18 protein-coding genes and 1 pseudogene are annotated in these 19,110 nt (G+C 52.6%); 13 read left to right on the top strand and 6 right to left on the bottom strand.

Going from position 1 to position 19,110, the window contains the following annotated elements:
- Positions 1–165 (bottom strand): transposase (locus KUF73_RS22485; RefSeq protein ID WP_218440217.1); only part of this gene is annotated, 165 nt, incomplete at its 3' end.
- Between the two features lie 420 nt (positions 166–585).
- Between KUF73_RS22485 and KUF73_RS22480 the strand changes: the two genes are divergently transcribed.
- Positions 586–888 carry a helix-turn-helix domain-containing protein gene (locus tag KUF73_RS22480; RefSeq protein ID WP_218440210.1) on the top strand — a complete coding sequence of 101 codons (303 nt, stop codon included), beginning with the start codon at positions 586–588 and terminating at the stop codon, positions 886–888.
- A 526-nt stretch (positions 889–1,414) separates the two neighbouring features.
- On the opposite strand, the gene KUF73_RS22475 is transcribed toward KUF73_RS22480, so the two are convergent.
- From KUF73_RS22475 to KUF73_RS22455, 5 genes are read right to left on the bottom strand one after another with little or no spacing between them, the layout of a single operon-like run.
- On the bottom strand, positions 1,415–2,689 hold the full coding sequence (locus tag KUF73_RS22475; RefSeq protein WP_218440209.1) for a hypothetical protein: 1,275 nt from the start codon (positions 2,687–2,689) through the stop codon (positions 1,415–1,417).
- Positions 2,689–3,684 carry a hypothetical protein gene (locus KUF73_RS22470; protein WP_218440208.1) on the bottom strand — a complete coding sequence of 332 codons (996 nt, stop codon included), beginning with the start codon at positions 3,682–3,684 and terminating at the stop codon, positions 2,689–2,691. Before KUF73_RS22470 ends, KUF73_RS22475 begins: the two co-directional genes overlap by 1 nt.
- Complete coding sequence (locus tag KUF73_RS22465) at positions 3,681–5,834, bottom strand: tyrosine-type recombinase/integrase (RefSeq protein WP_218440207.1); 2,154 nt, start codon at positions 5,832–5,834, stop codon at positions 3,681–3,683. Before KUF73_RS22465 ends, KUF73_RS22470 begins: the two co-directional genes overlap by 4 nt.
- Entirely contained in the window at positions 5,831–8,032 is a 2,202-nt protein-coding gene (locus KUF73_RS22460; RefSeq protein ID WP_218440206.1) for a hypothetical protein, read from the bottom strand. Before KUF73_RS22460 ends, KUF73_RS22465 begins: the two co-directional genes overlap by 4 nt.
- 35 nt (positions 8,033–8,067) lie before the next feature.
- A complete protein-coding gene (locus KUF73_RS22455; RefSeq protein ID WP_218440205.1) occupies positions 8,068–8,931 on the bottom strand; it encodes a deoxynucleotide monophosphate kinase in 864 nt (287 codons plus the stop codon).
- A gap of 113 nt (positions 8,932–9,044) precedes the next feature.
- On the opposite strand from KUF73_RS22455, the pseudogene KUF73_RS22450 reads away from it, so the two are divergent.
- The 12 genes and pseudogenes from KUF73_RS22450 to KUF73_RS22395 all read left to right on the top strand — a co-directional run.
- Positions 9,045–9,383: pseudogene (locus tag KUF73_RS22450) on the top strand (dTMP kinase); the annotation flags it as partial.
- Positions 9,376–10,362 carry a DNA polymerase III subunit delta' gene (locus tag KUF73_RS22445; RefSeq protein WP_218440204.1) on the top strand — a complete coding sequence of 329 codons (987 nt, stop codon included), beginning with the start codon at positions 9,376–9,378 and terminating at the stop codon, positions 10,360–10,362. The pseudogene KUF73_RS22450 and the gene KUF73_RS22445, both read left to right, overlap by 8 nt.
- Positions 10,363–10,394: 32 nt before the next feature.
- A complete protein-coding gene (locus tag KUF73_RS22440; RefSeq protein ID WP_218440203.1) occupies positions 10,395–10,751 on the top strand; it encodes a PilZ domain-containing protein in 357 nt (118 codons plus the stop codon).
- Positions 10,752–10,765: 14 nt separating this feature from the next.
- Positions 10,766–11,557, top strand: coding sequence for a TatD family hydrolase (locus KUF73_RS22435; RefSeq protein WP_218440202.1), 792 nt, complete (start codon positions 10,766–10,768; stop codon positions 11,555–11,557).
- Positions 11,558–11,994: 437 nt separating this feature from the next.
- Positions 11,995–12,633 (top strand): TetR/AcrR family transcriptional regulator, encoded by a 639-nt coding sequence (locus KUF73_RS22430; protein WP_034149949.1) that lies wholly within the window; start codon positions 11,995–11,997, stop codon positions 12,631–12,633.
- A 139-nt stretch (positions 12,634–12,772) separates the two neighbouring features.
- Entirely contained in the window at positions 12,773–13,741 is a 969-nt protein-coding gene (locus KUF73_RS22425; protein ID WP_218440201.1) for a GTP 3',8-cyclase MoaA, read from the top strand.
- Between the two features lie 194 nt (positions 13,742–13,935).
- Positions 13,936–14,544 (top strand): DUF4823 domain-containing protein, encoded by a 609-nt coding sequence (locus KUF73_RS22420; RefSeq protein WP_218440200.1) that lies wholly within the window; start codon positions 13,936–13,938, stop codon positions 14,542–14,544.
- Positions 14,545–14,559: 15 nt separating this feature from the next.
- Complete coding sequence (locus tag KUF73_RS22415; protein ID WP_218440199.1) at positions 14,560–15,120, top strand: DUF1285 domain-containing protein; 561 nt, start codon at positions 14,560–14,562, stop codon at positions 15,118–15,120.
- A 140-nt stretch (positions 15,121–15,260) separates the two neighbouring features.
- Positions 15,261–16,007, top strand: a complete 747-nt coding sequence (locus KUF73_RS22410) for a FadR/GntR family transcriptional regulator (protein ID WP_218440198.1) — start codon at positions 15,261–15,263, stop codon at positions 16,005–16,007.
- On the top strand, positions 16,004–16,879 hold the full coding sequence (locus KUF73_RS22405; RefSeq protein ID WP_218440197.1) for an SMP-30/gluconolactonase/LRE family protein: 876 nt from the start codon (positions 16,004–16,006) through the stop codon (positions 16,877–16,879). The genes KUF73_RS22410 and KUF73_RS22405 overlap by 4 nt, the downstream gene beginning before the upstream one ends.
- A 273-nt stretch (positions 16,880–17,152) precedes the next feature.
- A complete protein-coding gene (locus KUF73_RS22400) occupies positions 17,153–17,971 on the top strand; it encodes an SDR family oxidoreductase (protein ID WP_218440196.1) in 819 nt (272 codons plus the stop codon).
- A gap of 130 nt (positions 17,972–18,101) precedes the next feature.
- Complete coding sequence (locus KUF73_RS22395; protein WP_218440195.1) at positions 18,102–19,106, top strand: substrate-binding domain-containing protein; 1,005 nt, start codon at positions 18,102–18,104, stop codon at positions 19,104–19,106.
- Positions 19,107–19,110: the final 4 nt, after the last annotated feature.

Here is a 19,110-nt window from a genome sequence, read left to right as displayed (position 1 = left end):
CAGAAACAGCTGATTGGCATTGATGCCGTTGCGCCGAGCGACGACCGACACACTTTGTCCTGGCTCAAGACTCTCGCGAACCATGGCCAGTTTTTGCTCTGGGCTCCAGCGGCGCCGCCGCTCCTGACCCAAAAGCTCCCCACTCTTATCGTTGCTGTTAGTCATAAACATAACCGTTTGCCTATCCCTTATCGTAAGGGGGAAACGGTGTCCTGTCTTTCATGGGGCTCGTTCAGCCTGCTTGGATGACTCGGACGACGAGATGTCTTCAAGATCGACATTGAGCGAGCCCTCACCTGTCACTCGAATCCGACCGGGACGTAAGGCTCTCGCACGGAAGTACGCATCCAGGCGACTGCGGATGCGTATCCAAGACCCAAGTGAAATCAATGTCACACCTCCGTCAGTCTCGCCAGTCATGTCGACTTTGATAGGGCAGACGCATGCTCGCCGGGCGGTTACAGGACGCACGCATCGAACAAATCCATGGACATCTTTAAGATATATCTAAACATCTACTATCGTTGATTCCAAATTAACTCATCGCTCTATCAAATGCTACGTTTTGATGCAGGGCGGTGAGTGATGGAATTCAACGAGGCGCTAGGCTTGGCTGTCCAGGCCTTGCGTCGACAGAGAGGGCTTACGCAGAAGGATCTGTTGGGGACGGTGTCTACGCAGTATCTGAGCGATATTGAGCGCGGGAAGCGGGCACCATCAGTTGCCGTGCTGGCACAGATCTGTGAGCGGTTGCAAATTCATGAAGCGCTGCCAGTAATTTTGGCGAAGCATCTGATGCGGCCAACTGAGCCGTTGCTTCAAACGCTCAGGGAAATCGAGGGGCAGTTATTCGCTACGGGATTTATCGACGCTTTGCCTGTGCATTAATGGCCGAGACGGGTGAGGTAGCAGCAATATAATTTCAATGAATTGTTCCGCTCGGCAAGTTGACCAAATGGCCGCAATCTCTGGTGCCGATTTTCAGCCAGTGTGAATCATCGACACCATGATTCCTGCTCACTGCTTCAGAAGAACGTAGAATTGTTCGCCTTGTTGATCAATCGTCCTCGTCGCGTTTTGAAGGACTCTAATGGTGTGCTCGGCTACCGTTCGCAATCAAAAAAAAAGCCGAGATCTTCCAGAATGTCGTTCAGAGCCCCAACTATTCTTGGCTTTGGGTACATTCCAATGTTGTATAGGAAAGCGCGACGGCAAGCTTAGCTTGTTGTTCGTCCAGCGAGCATGGGTCGAACGCCCAACTACCCCCACCCGTCATAACCCTCGCTGGTCAACTGCGCGACCCACGTCGCGGTACCATGGCCTCACAGTCCCAAAAAAGACGGCAATGCCAAGACGCGATGACACTCAGTGGTAAATCAAATTTCGGGGTAAAGAGCGAACGTCCTCAGCAAACTTATCCATACTCCGCAATTTGGACGTGAATGTTAAAGTCCTCGGAAATAATGTCATTCACTCGACCGTCTCTCGCCATTATTAAAACTCGTGCCAAGTCTAAGTAATGCTTATAGGTTGTAGAGATGTCTTCATGCCCTAGCTGCGCAGTAAGTACCTGACCAAAAGCGGCATCGAGCACATCCGCCGCCGGCGATAGCAGCTGGGCACCACGGTGCTGGATCATCATCATCGTTGGCCACCAATGGCGAGCCTGGTAGAAATTGTTGTTGGTTCGAAATGCTGGGTCGCTTTTATGTGCCAGCTTACACGCATAATAGGTGGCGTTGGAAATCATTCTTTCTGTAACCGGATCCCCTTCTGAGTTTAAAAATAAAATTGAAGGGGGGCAGGGCGTTCCGAACTTTTCCTTATATTTCTTTTTTCGTGCAGTGTATTCCGTTTTTATGTAATTCTCCTCAAGATCCTTCAGTGCGTATGCGGGAATTACAATATCGCGAAGCTTGTTGCCTTTTCCTAGTACGGTGTAAGTAAACTTATTTGTATCCTCGGGCATAGAGGAATACGGAAGTATGTGTTTATTCTTTCCGTTGCCATATAGCGGGAATACAGATATCTCCATGGGCCGCATTGCTGTAGCTAGGCCGAAAAGAAAAATCACAGAATAAACCTTGTCAGGGTAAATGCCCAGAAGCGTCTTTATCTCTTGGTTGGTGATCAAGGAGTGAGGTTTTTTCTGAGACGCTTCGCGATCCAAAGCTCTAATAGGATCGCTGCTAATCCTGACCCCAGCCTTACGCTTAATGTAGTTAAGAAGGTTTGAGTTTTTGAAGTTCGCTATCCAGTCCTCAAGCTCAATTTTAATGTTAGTCGTGAAACCAGATTTTTGAACCCAAGCAAAAAAATTCAGCGCGATTTTAGCATCCTCAAAAATCGTTTCTGATGTTGGGCTACTCGAATTATTTTTTACTCGATTTTCCTGCCGATGAATCTGCCAATGCCTAATGTCTTTATTTTGTACGACCGCGTGGTAGTCGCCAGGGGCAAGGTGTTTATATGCTTTTCGCGTTGCGAGGAAGCGGTAAAACATGGAAATGATAAGAGCGTACCTACGTGACGTTTGCAGAGATGAGCGAGTCCGTTCATATAAATAAAGATTAGGTACGCTTAGTAATATTTTTTTGTTTTTGTAATCTGCGATAAGTACGTAATGCTTGACTTCGATTTCTAATGATGCAGATGTATAGGAGATGCTTTTAAGTTCGATGTTTAACATTATTCACCTCTCGTTTTGAATAATCTTATTTCATCGAAGCCCCATGTTGTTTGAGGAGTTTTTGCTTTAGATGCGTCAGTAAGTTCTTCCTCAGGTACATCCCTAAAATTGAATTTTTTAGCGGCTGCAACGATTGCTTCAGATGGATTGAAAGGAATGTGAATAGCAACTTTATTCATTAGTTTCAAATGGAATAAAACCTGCCCCAGTTCTTCTTGAGAGAATATAGGCAGTTGGATCGCCACCACTATTTTTCCTGGCTTGGCTTGCAGCTCTTCGGTAAATTTTGCAAATGAAGAAATATAGCGTTCTTGGAATAAATGGACCTCAATATTTGATGGGTCAGGAAATTTTTTCAAGCTGTCTAGGATTGACTGAATTGCCAGGTCTTTCGCGTCCTCATACTTGTCAAAATCCTCATCCTTCTTGAACGCCAAGTTTGCCTTTCTCATGTCCAGTGGAAAGGAAATTAAATTTTTAGCGTTTTTCGCAATGTAGTTGTTTCCGCTCCCCGGTGATAGCTCGGCCACGGATTCCGACATCTGCATGCGGGCCTGTTTAAGCTCAAGCCCCGTAATTTTTTGCTTCAGCATCTCATTATGCAGGCTCTGATTAGCCAGTAATGTGGTCACTTCATTCGCCTCAAATGAAATGATGTCGCTATTCATCAGCGAGGTGATGCGTTTATCGATGGCCTGTTCCAGCTCCTTCTTATGCCTCTTTTTAAGCGCGTCTATTTCACCTTGTAGGGCAGTCACATCTTGTTCGCGCTTGACCAGAAAATCCTTGGTCGACTCCGGATCGTCGCTAAGGAGGCTGGTAATGGACTGCCCTTGGCAATATGGCTTGAGGTCATCGTAATAACGACTGAAGGTTTGTCGAGTGATCCCCGCAAGCATTGAAAGCTGGCCAGTGGCAAGCTTGGTCAGTCCGTTTTCGAGTTGATGCTCTTTGATCAACTCGATCAGACGGCTTCGTGTGTCTTGCTTGCTCATATCGTGACCTGCTCAACTGGAATTCGATTGTCGGTGCAGCCTGTGTTTTCAACCTCAAGGCTGGTGGTTTCGAGGTTATGCAAGTGCTCAAGGTTGCTGGCGATCTTGTTGCGGATCATCTTCTTCGCCTGCTCGCTAAGCGTGTCTGCCGCCTTCTCCAGCATGTTGCTGTAAAACTTAACGTTGTCCTGCATGGACTGCTTAGCCTTTTCCACGACGACGATGTGTTTGCAGCTGATGTCGCAACGAGCCGGGTTCGGCAGCATATTGGTCACAGTGCCGGTCATATGGGTTAAACAAGGCGGCAGATGCGGCGACGAGTAGGTCTCTGTGCTAACGCAGTAGCTGCCCAGAGCCGTACGATGGATGAACAGAGGCTCTCCCGATGACAGGAGGTGCGAGATATAAACAAAAATGGTCACCTTCAATTGCTTGCCGCTAAACGCATCCGGACGAGCCTTGATGCGGTCCACTAGCCGTTGAGCATTGGGACCAGAAGAGGCTCCGCTCTTTACGGCGCTTACTAACTCCGTGAATTCCGCGGTGTAGTTCTGCTCGATAGCCAGTGCCACACTGCGTACGATGTGAGGGTTGCGTCCAATATACTTCAGCGTCATCGCGAAGCTTTTATGGCCGAACAAATGCCTAACGAGGTCAATATTGCGTTCGTTGCGATTAATTAAAATTTCCGCAATAGTCTTGCGAAACCGATGTGCGTGTATTCTGTCCACGTTTGTGGCTTCACCAAGCTCTCGGCAGATGCCTTTAACGATGGAAGAATTAGGCTTATTCATTTCCTTCCGGCTTTTGCTCGACTGAAATATGTAACCTTTCGCGAAGAGGGTATAAACAGAACGAAGTTTCTCCAACTCATCGATTTTTTCACCGATGAAGCGTGGCAGCGGCAAGAAATCAGTTTCACCATTTACATTGGGGTCGTCGGCTGTTTTGAAACGGGCAACGCGGATGGTGTAATCGCCATTTCCATTCTTAACGACATCGTCAAATTTCAACAAACTCAATTCGCTTGCACGCAGGCCCGTAATGAGTGCGAGAAGAACAAATATGCCATTTCTAACTTTATCAATAGCTACAGAGTAGGGATGCAGCCAGCGATAGAAAAATTGTTCATGGCGCCCCGCATACTCATATTTTTGACGCATTCTCGAAGGGGAAACTACCGTAATATCATCTACTTTTATGTTGATGTTCTGTTCAAGCTCGGCGTCGATGGAGTACCTGATCACTGCACAGTCTGGTAATTGATCTAGCTTTTTTTCTTTTATGTAGTCAGCCATATTTAAAAGGCGGGGGAGCGCTTTCTCGGTCCAAAATAACGCATAGTCGATCAACTCCGCTAAGTCTTCTTCCGAAAAGGGCCTCCAAGTACTCATGTTGCCTGTGAAATGTTGAACGACATCCCTGCGCCGTTCGATACTATCGACCTTACGCATATCAATATCTAATGAGAGCCCTGGTGGCATTAGCCCTTGTATGCTCAAATTAGTCCACAGTCGGATCATCGAAAACAAATAGTGGTAGTGACTACCGGTCGTGCTATTTTTCGCGTTGTCCAAGGCTTTGTTGATCATTCGATGGTTGATCAGCCCGATGGTTTCCGGGGTACCATCAAGAAAATTTGGTTCGAAAAGATATCGTTGTAGTACAGAAAATTTACCAGCCTGCCAGATCGTTGTTTTGTAACTTCGGATATTCCCGAAAGGAGAAAAATCAGGAGTGCCGTAGTAAACAAGTCCCTTTTTCAGCTCTTTCATTGGCTGAGTCATGCCGTCAAAAATTACGGCAAATGTTGCCCCAAATTTGTTTTTGAACAGCGTCCAACGGTCTTGTTTGAAGGTTGAATACGGTGAGATCGGGAAGGCCCCATCAGGATATTGTTCTAGCTTAATCACAAGATTGCCGGCGCGTTGCGTTAAGTGCCCACCTGTTTCTTCAAGCAGGGCGGCCAGCTCGGCTTCGGCGGCCTCCTCGACATCATTTTGAAATTCAGATTCCAGCTCATCGCTGAAATCTTCGTCCTCCACCCCCTCCTGTTCATCTTCGCGATCCAGATTGCGATCCTCGTCACGTCCATCGTCAAGTTCGTTAACGTCGTCAGATTTTTTTCGAGGCTTCTTGTTGTTGGTCATTTCATGTCCTCTTCTTCGAAAATGAGTTGTAGGAAATCCAGATCGTGCGGCAGAAGGGGATCATTACGCCGTTGATAGCGCGATGCTTCCTTTAAGGCATCTGGATCCTCCCAGTTCTCCAGAATGGAATCTAAAATCGATAGTTCTGACTCAAGCATGCTGCTGTAGTCGGACTCGTTGTCTGGCTGCTCTTCAACGAGTTCCACCACGTGGATTCGGCGTTGGATAAGGTAGGGCAGGGAGTCCTCGTACAAATTGCATTGTTCACAAAAAAGGCAATTTTTTACCGAATAGCATCGCTCACCCGCTTTGACGTGAGTCCGAGCGCCGTACCAGGTAGGTTTGAGCTGGTTCGAACAGCCCCACAGGGGCTTGTCCATTCCGGGGATATGAAAGATCTTCAGTGGAAGCTCAATTTGACGCTCCTCTCGCTTGCCCAGAAGCCCTTTGAACTGCCTCTGGCGTAGGAGATCCATCACTGACTCCAGTTCAGAGCGAAGTCGATGAAAGCGGTCTTGAACAGCCGCTCCCGAACTATCGTAGTGGACGTCAGTGACCATACTGTCGACGTGACTCATCAGCATCGAAATCAATCCAAGACCTGAGCCATGTTTGCTCTTCTGAGTGAGGGTCCAGGTCGGGCGCAGGCGCTTTGTGATCTGTTTTGCCGAGGTTAACCGGTTTCCGTTCTCGTAGACCGGGTACACCAAGAGGAATTCTTGAACTCCCCGAAGAAATGCTTTTATGTTTGTAGCAGCTGTATGGCGACCTCCTTTCGTAGCCCAAGAACCATAAAATCTCAGGCAAAGAAACAAGGGGTTATACACAAGATGCTCTTGACCGAAAGGAATGACGTCAAAAGCGTACCCCTTCAGAGGCTCAGAAAGGCATTCGGCCAGCTGGATGAGACTATAGCTTGAATAGCGATCATCTTTACGGGTGACGGCTACTATCGGCTTTGGCGCGTAAAAGGGTTTATCATTTCCCTGAGACCGATTTTTCTCCGATTGAATGATTACCTGCGTTTCGGACATTGCCCCCGTTAACGGATGCTCAAAGTTATCCTCGTCCAACGTGAGTACGGTTTCTTTATTCCAGTTAGTCTGAAGCATTATGAACAAGATAATGCTCGACATATCTGCCATGGTGGGAAAATATAGTCCCAAAAAATCATCCCATTGCCTGACCGAGTATATTTTATTTTTCGATGACCCGAATCGATTCCACCGATAGAGCATTAATTGGACTGGGTCTTTACAGTCCGTGTCGGACAAGAAGTTCTTTACGGCGTAACTGGATGTGATCTGCTCAAAGGACATATCCATAGGATAGCCATGCACGAGCAAGGTTTTTAGCGCACGGGTCTCATCTGGATCCCAATGCCAAAAATTCAACGCGAATGGATTTTTGGGTTCTTTGAAGCGAAAGCATTCAGGTCTGTCGTTGTAGACCAGCTTGAATCGACGGATAAAGTCAGGGAAATCCACAAGTGCTCGGAGTTTAGGGTCGATTGCCTGTGAGAGCTTAAATCTCAAATTGCCAGAACTAAACTTTCCGTTATTGTCTATTAAGTTCTGAGCCCATCTAAAAATATTAGAGCTGGTATATTGGGGGGCGTACGTCCCCCTAAGCTCCTCCATGGTGTAAGGATCGGCAGCAAGTACCTTCTTACGGTACTCAAGCTTCTCGTACATTTTGTCAACATGAGAGGTGAACGCTAGTACTAGATCCTCATAGGCTTGCCCGACGAATGGCTCAGTTTTCCTCCATTTGGATTTGGTAATTTTAGGTAGAAAAATATTCGGAATGGCATCTGTCTGCTTGGCGATTGCATTGATCGCAGCACTGATCCTAGTGGCGTTCTCGGTTTTTTCGTTATTTTTCAATAGCCAGGTATGGAAGTTGTTAAATATCTCGGCAGTGATATCAGTAAGTCTATGAACTTTTAGTTTTTCTGGATTGCGAGCGTTGTGCTCCACGGTAAAATCAAAGAAAAGATTTATAGATTGTCTTAGTGAAAAACTTCTAGCTCGGGTGTGAATAGCTGCGTACTTTACAAAAATAAGATGAAAGGAAAGGCACAGGTTTGACTCTTTGTTCCACAGTTCGTGACCTTGATAGTTGCAAGGTATGGGTTGCAAGTCTGTAGTGCTGGCGAGTTCATATGGGCTCTCGATAGCTGTCACGAGTGAAGTCAAAGGTGCTTTCCTGTTCTTGTTCTTTGGTATAGTTATTATGTCGCTGGCGTTACTGGTGTCTCTGTTTGCAAGGATAATTTATTTTTGAGATCAGAAAAGGAGCGTTCGATCAAATTCGTATATTCTTCTAGAGTACCATTGTTTTCGATAAGAATATCGCCAGGCTTAACTTTTATTCCTGCTTCGGAAGAGTGATTTTTAACTTTTTGCACGTCTTTTCGTACAATATTCCAGATGTCGCCCCCCAAATTTCTTATATACTCAGCTTCGTTTTCAAAGCGAATATCTTTGATAAGGATGATCTCTTTGTTTTCAAGGGTTAGTTTGGCGTTTTTGAAGCTAGTATGCTTAGCTGTTAGATTGTTTTTTAAATGTTCTTTTCGCTGATTTTCAAAGTGCAAAAAGTCTCGCGTCGTCATGCGCTTGACCAGTTGGATCATTGTGTTTGGTGACAAATTCCAGAATTCGTCTGGAAAGTCTCGGCCGTCTTCAGTCCAGACCTGGTCATCTGTCAGGCCGAAAAAAGATTGGGCAGCAACAATGAAGGGGGTCTCCGGATCTTCGGCTTCTTCGGGAGTCAACTCGCGAGGGAAGGGGGGAGGGTTGTTAATGGCGCGATCTGCTCTCTTCAACCAGTGAAGAGGATCGTAGTCACGGAACCACTCGGTTCCAACGTGCTGGAAGAATTCGCGGGGGGACAACCCCCAAGCCTCCAGCCGCTTCTCTTTCAAGGTATCATCCCAGGCTTGAGAATCGGTTAGGCCGAAGAGAGCTTTGCAGCCAGCCTTCAATGGGTCTGCTAAGGCGTAAGCAGCAACCTCTGGGTGGCCTAGTAAAATGGAAGCCGCGGTGTCTTTGCCTGATCGAGCCTTCGCAGCTAGGCCAATGATTTTTTTCAAGTGGTTCCCTCGATCTTTGATTTATAAGGCTTTTTTACTGATTTTCATGGGTTACATTATTAATTCTTAAGAAGTATACTACAATGGTTACATTTCCTGCCATTAAGAAACAAGATTCGACTTACGCCTATCAGGGTGGCGGCCGCGGCTTGTCACTGGAGCGTATCGCCACGCTGGAAACCTTTGTACAGGGTGATCTGCGCCCGGACCTGACGCTGATTTTCGATCTGCCGGTGGAAGTAGGCCTGGCCCGAGCCAGCGCCCGTGGTCGTCTGGACCGCTTCGAGCTCGAAGGCCGGACCTTTTTCGATGCCGTACGCAGTGCCTTCCTCGCGCGCGCCGCTGCAGAGCCGGCGCGTTACGTACGGGTCGACGCCGCTCAACCGCTGGCGCAAGTTCAACAATCCCTGGATGCCTTGCTGCCACGTCTGCTGGAGCTGAGCCGTGGCTGAGGCCTACCCGTGGCAGGACAGTCTCTGGCAGCAACTGGCCGGTCGTACCCAGCATGCCCATGCCTATTTACTGCATGGTCCGGCCGGGATCGGCAAGCGAGCGCTGGCCGAGCGCTTGATGGCCAGCCTGCTGTGCCAGCGACCGACCTCGCAGGGTGCTTGCGGCGAATGCAAATCCTGTCTATTGCTCAAGGCCGGCAGTCACCCCGATAACTACATTCTGGAACCGGAAGAAGCCGATAAGGCAATCAAGGTCGATCAGGTGCGGGATCTGGTCAGTTTCGTGGTCCAGACCGCGCAGATGGGCGGACGCAAAGTGGTGTTGATCGAGCCAGTCGAGTCGATGAACATCAACGCCGCCAATGCCTTGCTTAAAAGCCTTGAAGAGCCGTCCGGCGACACCGTATTGCTGTTGGTCAGCCACCAGCCGAGCCGTTTGCTGCCGACCATCAAGAGCCGCTGTGTGCAGCAGGCGTGTCCGTTACCCAGCGAGTCCATGAGTCTGGACTGGCTGACGAAAGCATTGCCGGATTGTTCGCAGGACGAGCGTATCGAGTTGCTGACCCTGGCCGCCGGCTCGCCATTGGCTGCTGTCAGCTTGCAGGCTCAGGGCGTGCGTGAACAACGCGCGCAAGTGGTCGAAGGTGTGAAAAAGCTGCTCAAGCAGCAGCAATCGCCGACCCAGCTGGCCGAAGGCTGGAGCGCGATCCCGTTGTTGTTACTGTTCGACTGGTTCTGCGATTGGTCGAGCCTTATCCTGCGTTATCAGTTGACCCTGGATGAAGAAGGTCTGGGCCTGACCGACATGCGCAAGGTCATTCAGTACCTGGCGCAGAAAACCGGTCAGGACAAAGTCCTGAATATTCAGGACTGGATTCTCGCTCAGCGTCAGAAGGTCTTGAGCAAGGCCAACCTCAATCGGGTGTTACTGCTGGAGGCGTTGCTGGTGCAATGGGCCTCTTTGCCTGCCCAGAGGTAGCTAGACTCTGTGCATCAGCAGTGGAGGTCCGCATGAATGAACCCGTCAGCCCCGGTCCACGCAACGGTATTTTGTCCCTGACCATCAAGGACAAATCCGTGCTTTATGCGGCGTACATGCCGTTCATCAGGAACGGCGGCCTGTTTATCCCGACCAACAAGAGCTACAAGTTGGGCGATGAGGTATTCATGCTGCTGCACCTGATGGACGAACCGGAAAAAATTCCGGTGGCGGGCAAGGTTACCTGGGTCACCCCCAAAGGCGCTCAGGGCAACCGGGCCGCTGGGGTGGGCGTGCAATTCAATGACGGCGACAACACGGCGCGCAGTCGAATCGAAACTCATCTGGCCGGAGCCCTGAAATCCGACCGTCCTACTCATACGATGTAAGTAGCAGCCCTTTTATGCTCGTAGATTCCCATTGCCACCTCGATCGCCTAGACCTTGCCGCCCACGGCGGCTCTCTCGATGCCGCCCTGGATGCCGCCCGTCAACGTGGGGTGGGGCACTTTCTGTGTATCGGTGTGAGTGTCGACAACGCCGCCGATGTCAAAGCCCTGGCGGAGCGTTATGACGACGTCGATTGCTCGGTGGGGGTACATCCGCTGGATGTGCAGCCGGGTGGTGCGCCAGCGCTGGATTGGTTGCTGCAGGAGCTCAATCATCCGCGTGTGATAGCCATCGGTGAAACCGGTCTGGACTATCACTACGAGCCGGAAGCGGCAGAGTTGCAGCAAGCGTCTTTTCGATTGCATCTGCAAGCGGCGCAACAGACCGCCAAGCCGGTGATCATCCACACCCGTGGCGCCCGCGCCGATACCTTGAACCTGTTGCGTGAAGCCGCGTTGCCCCAGGCGGGCGTGCTGCATTGCTTCACTGAAGACTGGGACATGGCGAAAGCCGCGCTGGACATGGGCTATTACATCTCCCTGTCGGGAATTGTCACTTTCCGCAATGCCGACGCGTTGCGTGATGTGGCCAGCAAAGTACCGGCAGATCGATTGTTGGTGGAAACCGACTCGCCGTACCTGGCTCCGATTCCCCATCGTGGCAAATCGAACCTGCCTCAGTATGTGCGGGAAGTGGCAGAGTTTCTGGCAATGTTGCGCGGTGAGTCTTACGAGCGATTTGCCGAGCAGACCACTGAAAACTTCAAGCGACTGTTTCCGCTGGCACATGTGAAAAGCGCCAGGTAGGAGCTGCCGAAGGCTGCGATCTTTGGTTCTTTCTTATAACAGCAAGATCAAAAGCTCGCAGTCTGCGGCCCCTCCTACAGAGTTTGATACCTCAAATCGCAGGCAAAAAAAACCCGGGTTCTGGGGGGTGAATCCGGGTTAAGACCATTAGGAGTAAAACAATGGTACGCGGTCCGTTGGTACCAATATCGGCGCGGCACTTGGGGGAGATGTCTCGCCGACAGTTCAAGTATTGATCAGTATTTCGCCGAGTCCAGTTTAGTGGGCGCGGTTTTTAAACAATTTTGGAATACGCCCGCTTCGGATGAGTTCTCATCAAAGCCAGACTCGGTCCGAATTCATCAAGAAACACAGTCATGGTTGGATGATCCGTGCATTTTTGCGTAATTTAGGCATAATACGCGGCTTCGAATTTTGACCCCTACAGACCTTTTCTTATGCATAAAGAACCTCGTAAGGTCCGTGAGTTTCGTCGCCGCGAGCAAGAAATTCTCGATACCGCGCTCAAGCTGTTCCTCGAACAAGGTGAAGACAGTGTCACCGTCGAGATGATTGCTGATGCCGTCGGTATCGGCAAAGGCACGATTTATAAGCATTTCAAATCCAAGGCCGAGATTTATCTGCGCCTGATGCTCGATTACGAGCGCGATTTGAACGAGTTGTTGCATTCGGCTGATGTCGACAAGGACAAGGAAGCCCTGTCGCGCGCCTATTTCGAATTCCGCATGCGCGATCCGCAACGTTATCGCTTGTTCGATCGCCTGGAAGAAAAGGTGGTCAAGGGCAATCAGGTCCCGGAGATGATCGAGGAGCTGCACAAAATCCGTGCCTCGAACTTCGAACGCCTGACCCTGCTGATCAAAGGCCGGATCAGCGAAGGCAAGCTCGAAGACGTGCCGCCATATTTCCATTACTGTGCGTCCTGGGCGCTGGTGCACGGTGCGGTGGCGCTGTATCACTCGCCGTTCTGGAGCAATGTGCTTGAAGATCAGGAAGGCTTCTTCCAGTTCCTGATGGACATCGGCGTGCGCATGGGCAACAAACGCAAGCGCGACACCGATACCCCGAGCAGCTGAGTCCGGCAGTTCGCCTTATCGCGCCATGATTTCGCTACATGGCGCAGTACCGCAGGAATATACTCAGGCATAGGGCTTGCTAAAACTTGATTTGTGAGTCAAGTTTTAGCGGTTCGATTTTCTTTCGCCGGAGTGATCCATGATCGTTGACCGTCAAGGCAGGCGTTTTCGCAATCTGCGAATCAGCCTGACCTCAGCCTGCAATTACGCTTGTACCTACTGCGTGCCCAATGGCAAGCGGCTGGTGGCTGCGCAGGATGAGTTGTCGGCCGAAGCCATGGCGCGCGGCGTGGCCTATCTGATCGAAGCGGCAGGCATCGAGCGTTTGCGCATCACCGGTGGCGAACCGTTGGTCAGCCCGAAACTCGAAGCCTTCATGACGGCGGTGGGGCAGATGGGGCTGGAAGACATCAGCCTGACCACCAATGGTCAGCTGTTGGCGAAAAAGCTGCCTCTGCTGGTGGATGCCGGCATTCGGCGCATCAACGTTTCCCTCGATACCCTGGATGCAAGTGCCTTCCGTAGCATTGCGCGTGGCGGCGATCTGGCGACGGTGCTGGACGGCATGGATCAGGCTCACGCGGCTGGCATAAAGATTAAGGTCAACATGGTGCCGTTGCGGGGGCAGAACCTCGATCAGGTGATGCCGCTGCTCGATTACTGCCTGGAACGCGGCTATGAGCTGCGCTTCATCGAGTTGATGCGCATGGGCCATCTGGCAAGTGATTCCAACGCCTTCCTGCAGCAATTCGTCAGCCTTCAGCAATTGCTCAGCCTGATTGGCGAGCGCTACGAATATCTCCAGGCTGATGCCCCGGTTGATGCGACGGCGGTGCGCTACGCAATTCCGGGGGTTGGTCACTTCGGCGTTATCGCCAACGAAAGCGTACCGTTCTGCCGCACGTGTTCACGGCTGCGTTTGTCTTCTACGGGCTGGTTGCATGGCTGTTTGTCGTCGAGTAACCGTCATTACGTCGGTGATTTGTTGGACAAACCGCGTCATCAAGCGCTGCCGGCGTTGCAACGACTTCTGGTGAAAGCGTTGGGTGATAAGCAGGAAGTGGCGTTTTCTGGTGGCGCTACAGTCATGAAAATTATTGGCGGTTGAACCGGCCACATCGCGGGCAAGCCTCGCTCCTACAAGTATGTTGTTGGGCACAAATTTTGTGATCCGCACAAACCTGAAGGAGCGAGGCTTGCCCGCGATGGTGTTCGATCAAACGATACGGTTCACGAGCTGGCGCGGAAGCTGCATCCCATGGCCATTCGCCGGTTTTCCGTCACCGGCCTTTGGAGGATAGGATGCGTAGCCTGGTTTTGCTGCTGGCCGTTTTGGCGCTTGGTGGCTGCATGAGTGTCAGCGATATGGCCGAAGGAACTCGCTACCAAATGAGCGATGCGGGTTTGCTGGACCACAGCGACAGTCGCCGCGTGAATAACCTGCGCATTCAGCCGGACTCGTTCGTCTACATCGCCCAAGGCGCGTTCGTGCCGCCGGGCAGTGCCGTTTACCCACGACCTAACGTGATCGCCGAAGTCGCCTTCGACGGCTTCGTCGAATACTTCCCGATGGTCCGCCGCGCCCGCACGCCGGAAGGTCTCGACCAGGCCATGAGCGAAGCCCGTGCCGTCGGTGCCCACTACCTGCTCTATACCCGTTTTGCCAAGTCTGATGACCGCATCGGCAACTCCGATGAGTGGCTGGATCAGGAAGCGCTGGATCGCCTCGGTATCGACAGCGGTGTGATTCAGATCATGTTGATCGAGACCAGCACCCAGTATTTGATCGATACTGCACGTATCAAGAGTCGTGGCGGTTTACTGACGTTCCACGATAAAAAGCCAGAAGACCTGATGGGCCCGCCGCTGGAGCAATATGCTCGTAGCCTGCTGGGGCTCAGCGACCAGTAATCCAAGGAGATCGCCATGAGTGGCCCGCAAAAAGCCAACGACCTGCTGGGGCAAATCCCCAAGACCAAAGGCTTGCCCCCGGTCCACCTGTGGAACCCCGATTTCTGCGGCGACATCGACATGCGCATCGCCCGCGACGGCACCTGGTATTACCTGGGCACGCCGATCGGACGCAAGCCGATGGTCAAGTTGTTCTCCACCATCATTCGCCGCGACGGCGATGATTACTTCCTGATCACCCCAGTCGAGAAAGTCGGCATCAAGGTCGACGATGCGCCTTTCGTGGCGATTGCGGTGGACGTGGAAGGCGAAGGCGAGGCGCAGGTCTTGCGCTTCACCACTAACGTTGATGAAACCGCCGAGGCTGGCGCCGAGCATCCGATTCGTGTGGTGATTGATCCGGGCACGCAAGAGCCGGCGCCCTACGTACACGTGCGAACCAATCTCGAAGCGTTGATTCACCGCAATGTGTTCTATCAATTGGTGGAGCTGGCGGTGAGTCGTGAAATTGATGGGCAGAATTGGCTGGGCGTGTGGAGCGGCGGCGAGTTCTTTCGCATCGGTCTGGAGCCTTGAAAAGATCGCAGCCTGCAGCAGCTCCTGCATGGGAATGTATTTCGCTGTAGGAGCTGCCGCAGGCTGCGATTTTTTTCAATTGACACCCAATCATATGATGATTAGCGTGAACACCCATCGCGATAGGCTTTGAGGTTTTCATGTCCAGCAGTTTTCACGCATCGACGGTTGATTGGCTGGGTTGCTGGATCGCCACCGGTCAGATCAAACCGGGTGAAACGCTCAAGGTCGAGGCCGATCTCGGCGAACAACTGGGCGTGAGCCGCACGGTCATCCGCGAAGCCATCAAAACCCTGGTCGCCAAAGGCCTGCTCGAAGTCGGGCCGAAGGTCGGCACGCGGGTATTGCCGGTGCGGCGCTGGAATTTGTTCGATCCACAAGTCGTAGGCTGGCTGTCGCGCAGCGGCTTGCCGGAAAATTTCGTTGATGACTTGCTCGACCTGCGCCGCACTATCGAGCCGATGGCCGTGCGCTGGGCCTGCGAGCGGGCGACTGTAGAACAAGTGCAAGCAGTGCTGCTGGCCTACAACGCGCTGGAGCGTGCAGTGGACAGTGGCATCGACTACAACCGTGCCGACCAGTTGTTTCACGAGTGCATCCTCGCCGCCAGCCACAATCAATTCATCGAACAAATGGTCCCGGCCCTCGGCGCGCTGCTGGCGGTGTGCTTTGAGGTCTCCGCCGCCGACCCCGACGAACTCCGTCGCACTTTACCCATTCACAAAGACATGGCCGATGCCATCGCCGCCCGTGATGCCGCGCGAGGTGTGTGGGCCTGTATGACCTTGATCGATAACGCCGACCTGGCGATCAAGCGTTATTACCCGCAAGTCATGGCCGACAAGCTCGCTCCCACAAAAAACAACAAAAAGCAGGAGGTTTCATGACGCGGACTGCGGTTACCGAACACCGAGCACTATTAGGCGAAGGCCCGTTCTGGGACGCACCGACCCAGGCACTTTACTGGGTGGATATCGCGGGCAAACAAGCGCTGCGCCTGATCGGCGCCAACGTGCAGATCTGGCAGATGCCCGAACACGTGTCGGCGTTCATCCCCTCTGAAAGCGGCGATGCATTAGTGACCTTGAGCAGCGGCGTGTATCGCCTCGATCTGGACTCCCCGGGCCTGGAGCCGCGTTTGACCTTGCTGTGCGTCGCCGACCCGCAACCAGGCAACCGCGCCAACGAAGCCCGCTGCGATGCTCAAGGCCGACTCTGGCTCGGCACCATGCAAAACAATATCGGTGAGCAGGGCGAAGACCTGCCTATCGTGCGGCGTTCCGGCGGGCTGTTTCGCATTGATCGCGACGCTCGGGTCACGCCTTTGCTCCGTGGGTTGGGCATTCCCAATACATTGCTGTGGAGCGATGACGCCACCACTGTGTATTTCGGCGATAGCCTCGATGGCACGTTGTATCAACATTTCATTCATGCCGACGGCAGCCTTGAGCCGCCGCGGACCTGGTTCGGCCCACACGGGCGTGGCGGTCCGGATGGCTCGGCGATGGATGCCGAAGGCTATGTCTGGAATGCCCGTTGGGATGGCAGCTGCCTGCTGCGGCTGAGTCCGGATGGCGACGTCGATCGGGTGATTGAATTGCCGGTCAGCCGTCCCACCAGTTGCGTGTTCGGCGCTGCCGATCTGAAAACCCTGTACATCACCAGCGCGGCAAGCCCGCTTGGGCATTCGCTCGACGGTGCTGTGTTGTCGATTCGTGTCGATGTCCCCGGAAAGCCTTGCACGCGATTTGCCGGATAAATCCCTAAATATGGGATGCAAAATTATATATTGAGATTATTTGGCGGTCGGGTTTATAGTCGGCCCCATCAGTTACACGCACTCACACTTAAAAAAACAAAATTGGTGAAGTGATGCAGCGATATTCCACCGCATTCCCTTGCGGAGCCAGTGTTTCAGACCGCCCCGGTGCTGAAACGTTTTCGCGCCTGTCTGTTTCTTCTTCATCGTCTTTTGACCGGTCATCGACAGATGCCCGGTTTTCGTCATGCTCTCGGACAGGAGTCTTGAGCCATGGCTGAACCTCTTTCCTTGCCACCCGTGCCCGAGCCGACCAAAGGCGAGCGTCTGAAAAACAAAGTCGTTCTGCTGACCGGCGCCGCACAAGGTATTGGTGAGGCGATTGTTGCCACCTTCGCGTCCCAGCAAGCCAGGTTGATCATCAGCGATATCCAGGGTGAGAAAGTCGAGAAGGTTGCAGCGCATTGGCGGGACAAAGGTTCCGATGTCGTAGCGATCAAGGCCGACGTATCGCAGCAACAGGATCTGCACGCCATGGCACGGCTGGCGGTCGAGCGTCATGGGCGGATCGATGTGCTGGTCAACTGCGCCGGGGTCAACGTTTTCCGTGATCCGCTGGAAATGACTGAAGACGACTGGCGTCGCTGCTTCGCCATCGACCTGGATGGCGCCTGGTTCGGTTGCAAAGCGGTATTACCGCAAATGATCGAGCAGGGCATTGGCAGCATCATCAACATTGCCTCGACCCATTCCTCGCACATCATCCCGGGCTGCTTCCCGTACCCGGTCGCCAAGCACGGCTTGCTCGGCCTGACCCGAGCCCTGGGCATCGAATACGCGCCCAAGGGCATTCGCGTCAACGCCATCGCACCGGGTTACATTGAGACGCAACTGAACGTCGATTACTGGAACGGTTTTGCCGATCCCCACGCCGAGCGGCAGCGCGCGTTGGATCTGCATCCGCCAAAGCGCATCGGCCAGCCGATGGAAGTGGCGATGACCGCCGTATTCCTGGCCAGCGATGAAGCGCCTTTCATCAATGCTTCATGCATCACCATCGATGGCGGGCGTTCAGTCATGTATCACGACTGAGCAACCGGGATTTCAAGCGCACAACTCCGCCTGAAATCCAATCATCATACGATATGACTATTGGCAATCTCGTTTCACCGCTTTATGGCTTTCTAAAGAACGCTCAAAAAAAACAACAAGGAGTCAGCTTATGAATCGTCGTCGTGCAATCCGTTCCCTGTGCTGTGCCGCTTTGGCGGTTGGCGCAGTCAGCCTGAGCAGCACGCTGCTGGCGGCTGAGGAAGTAAAAATCGGTTTTCTGGTCAAGCAAGCGGAAGAGCCGTGGTTCCAGACTGAATGGGCCTTCGCCGAAAAGGCCGGCAAGGAGAAAGGCTTTACCCTGATCAAGATCGCCGTGCCGGATGGCGAGAAAACCCTGTCGGCCATCGACAGCCTCGCGGCTAACGGCGCCAAGGGCTTTGTGATTTGCCCTCCGGACGTGTCCCTCGGCCCTGCGATCATGGCCAAAGCCAAGCTCAATGGCTTGAAAGTGATTGCCGTCGATGACCGTTTTGTCGATGCCAGCGGCAAGTTCATGGAAGACGTGCCATACCTCGGCATGGCGGCGTTCGAAGTCGGCCAGAAGCAGGGCAGTGCCATGGCCACCGAAGCGAAAAAACGCGGCTGGGACTGGAAAGAAACCTATGCGGTGATCAATACCTACAACGAACTCGACACCGGCAAGAAGCGCACCGACGGTTCCGTCAAAGCTCTGGAAGATGCTGGCATGCCGAAGGACCACATCCTGTTCTCGGCGCTGAAAACCCTCGACGTACCGGGCAGCATGGACGCCACGAACTCGGCGTTGGTGAAACTGCCAGGCGCGGCGAAAAACCTGATCATCGGCGGCATGAACGACAACACCGTGCTCGGCGGCGTGCGCGCCACCGAAAGCGCCGGTTTCGCTGCGGCTAATGTGATCGGCATCGGCATCAACGGCACCGACGCCATTGGCGAACTGAAGAAGCCCGGCAGCGGCTTCTATGGCTCGATGCTGCCAAGCCCGCACATCGAGGGCTACAACACCGCCAGCATGATGTACGACTGGGTCACCACCGGCAAAGAACCGGTGAAGTACACCGCAATGGACGACGTGACCCTGATCACCCGCGACAACTTCAAGCAGGAACTGGAAAAGATCGGCCTGTGGAACTGAAGGC

Source organism: Pseudomonas sp. PD9R (assembly GCF_019200975.1).
Lineage (GTDB): Bacteria > Pseudomonadota > Gammaproteobacteria > Pseudomonadales > Pseudomonadaceae > Aquipseudomonas.
This window is presented reverse-complemented; position numbering and strand designations above follow the sequence as displayed.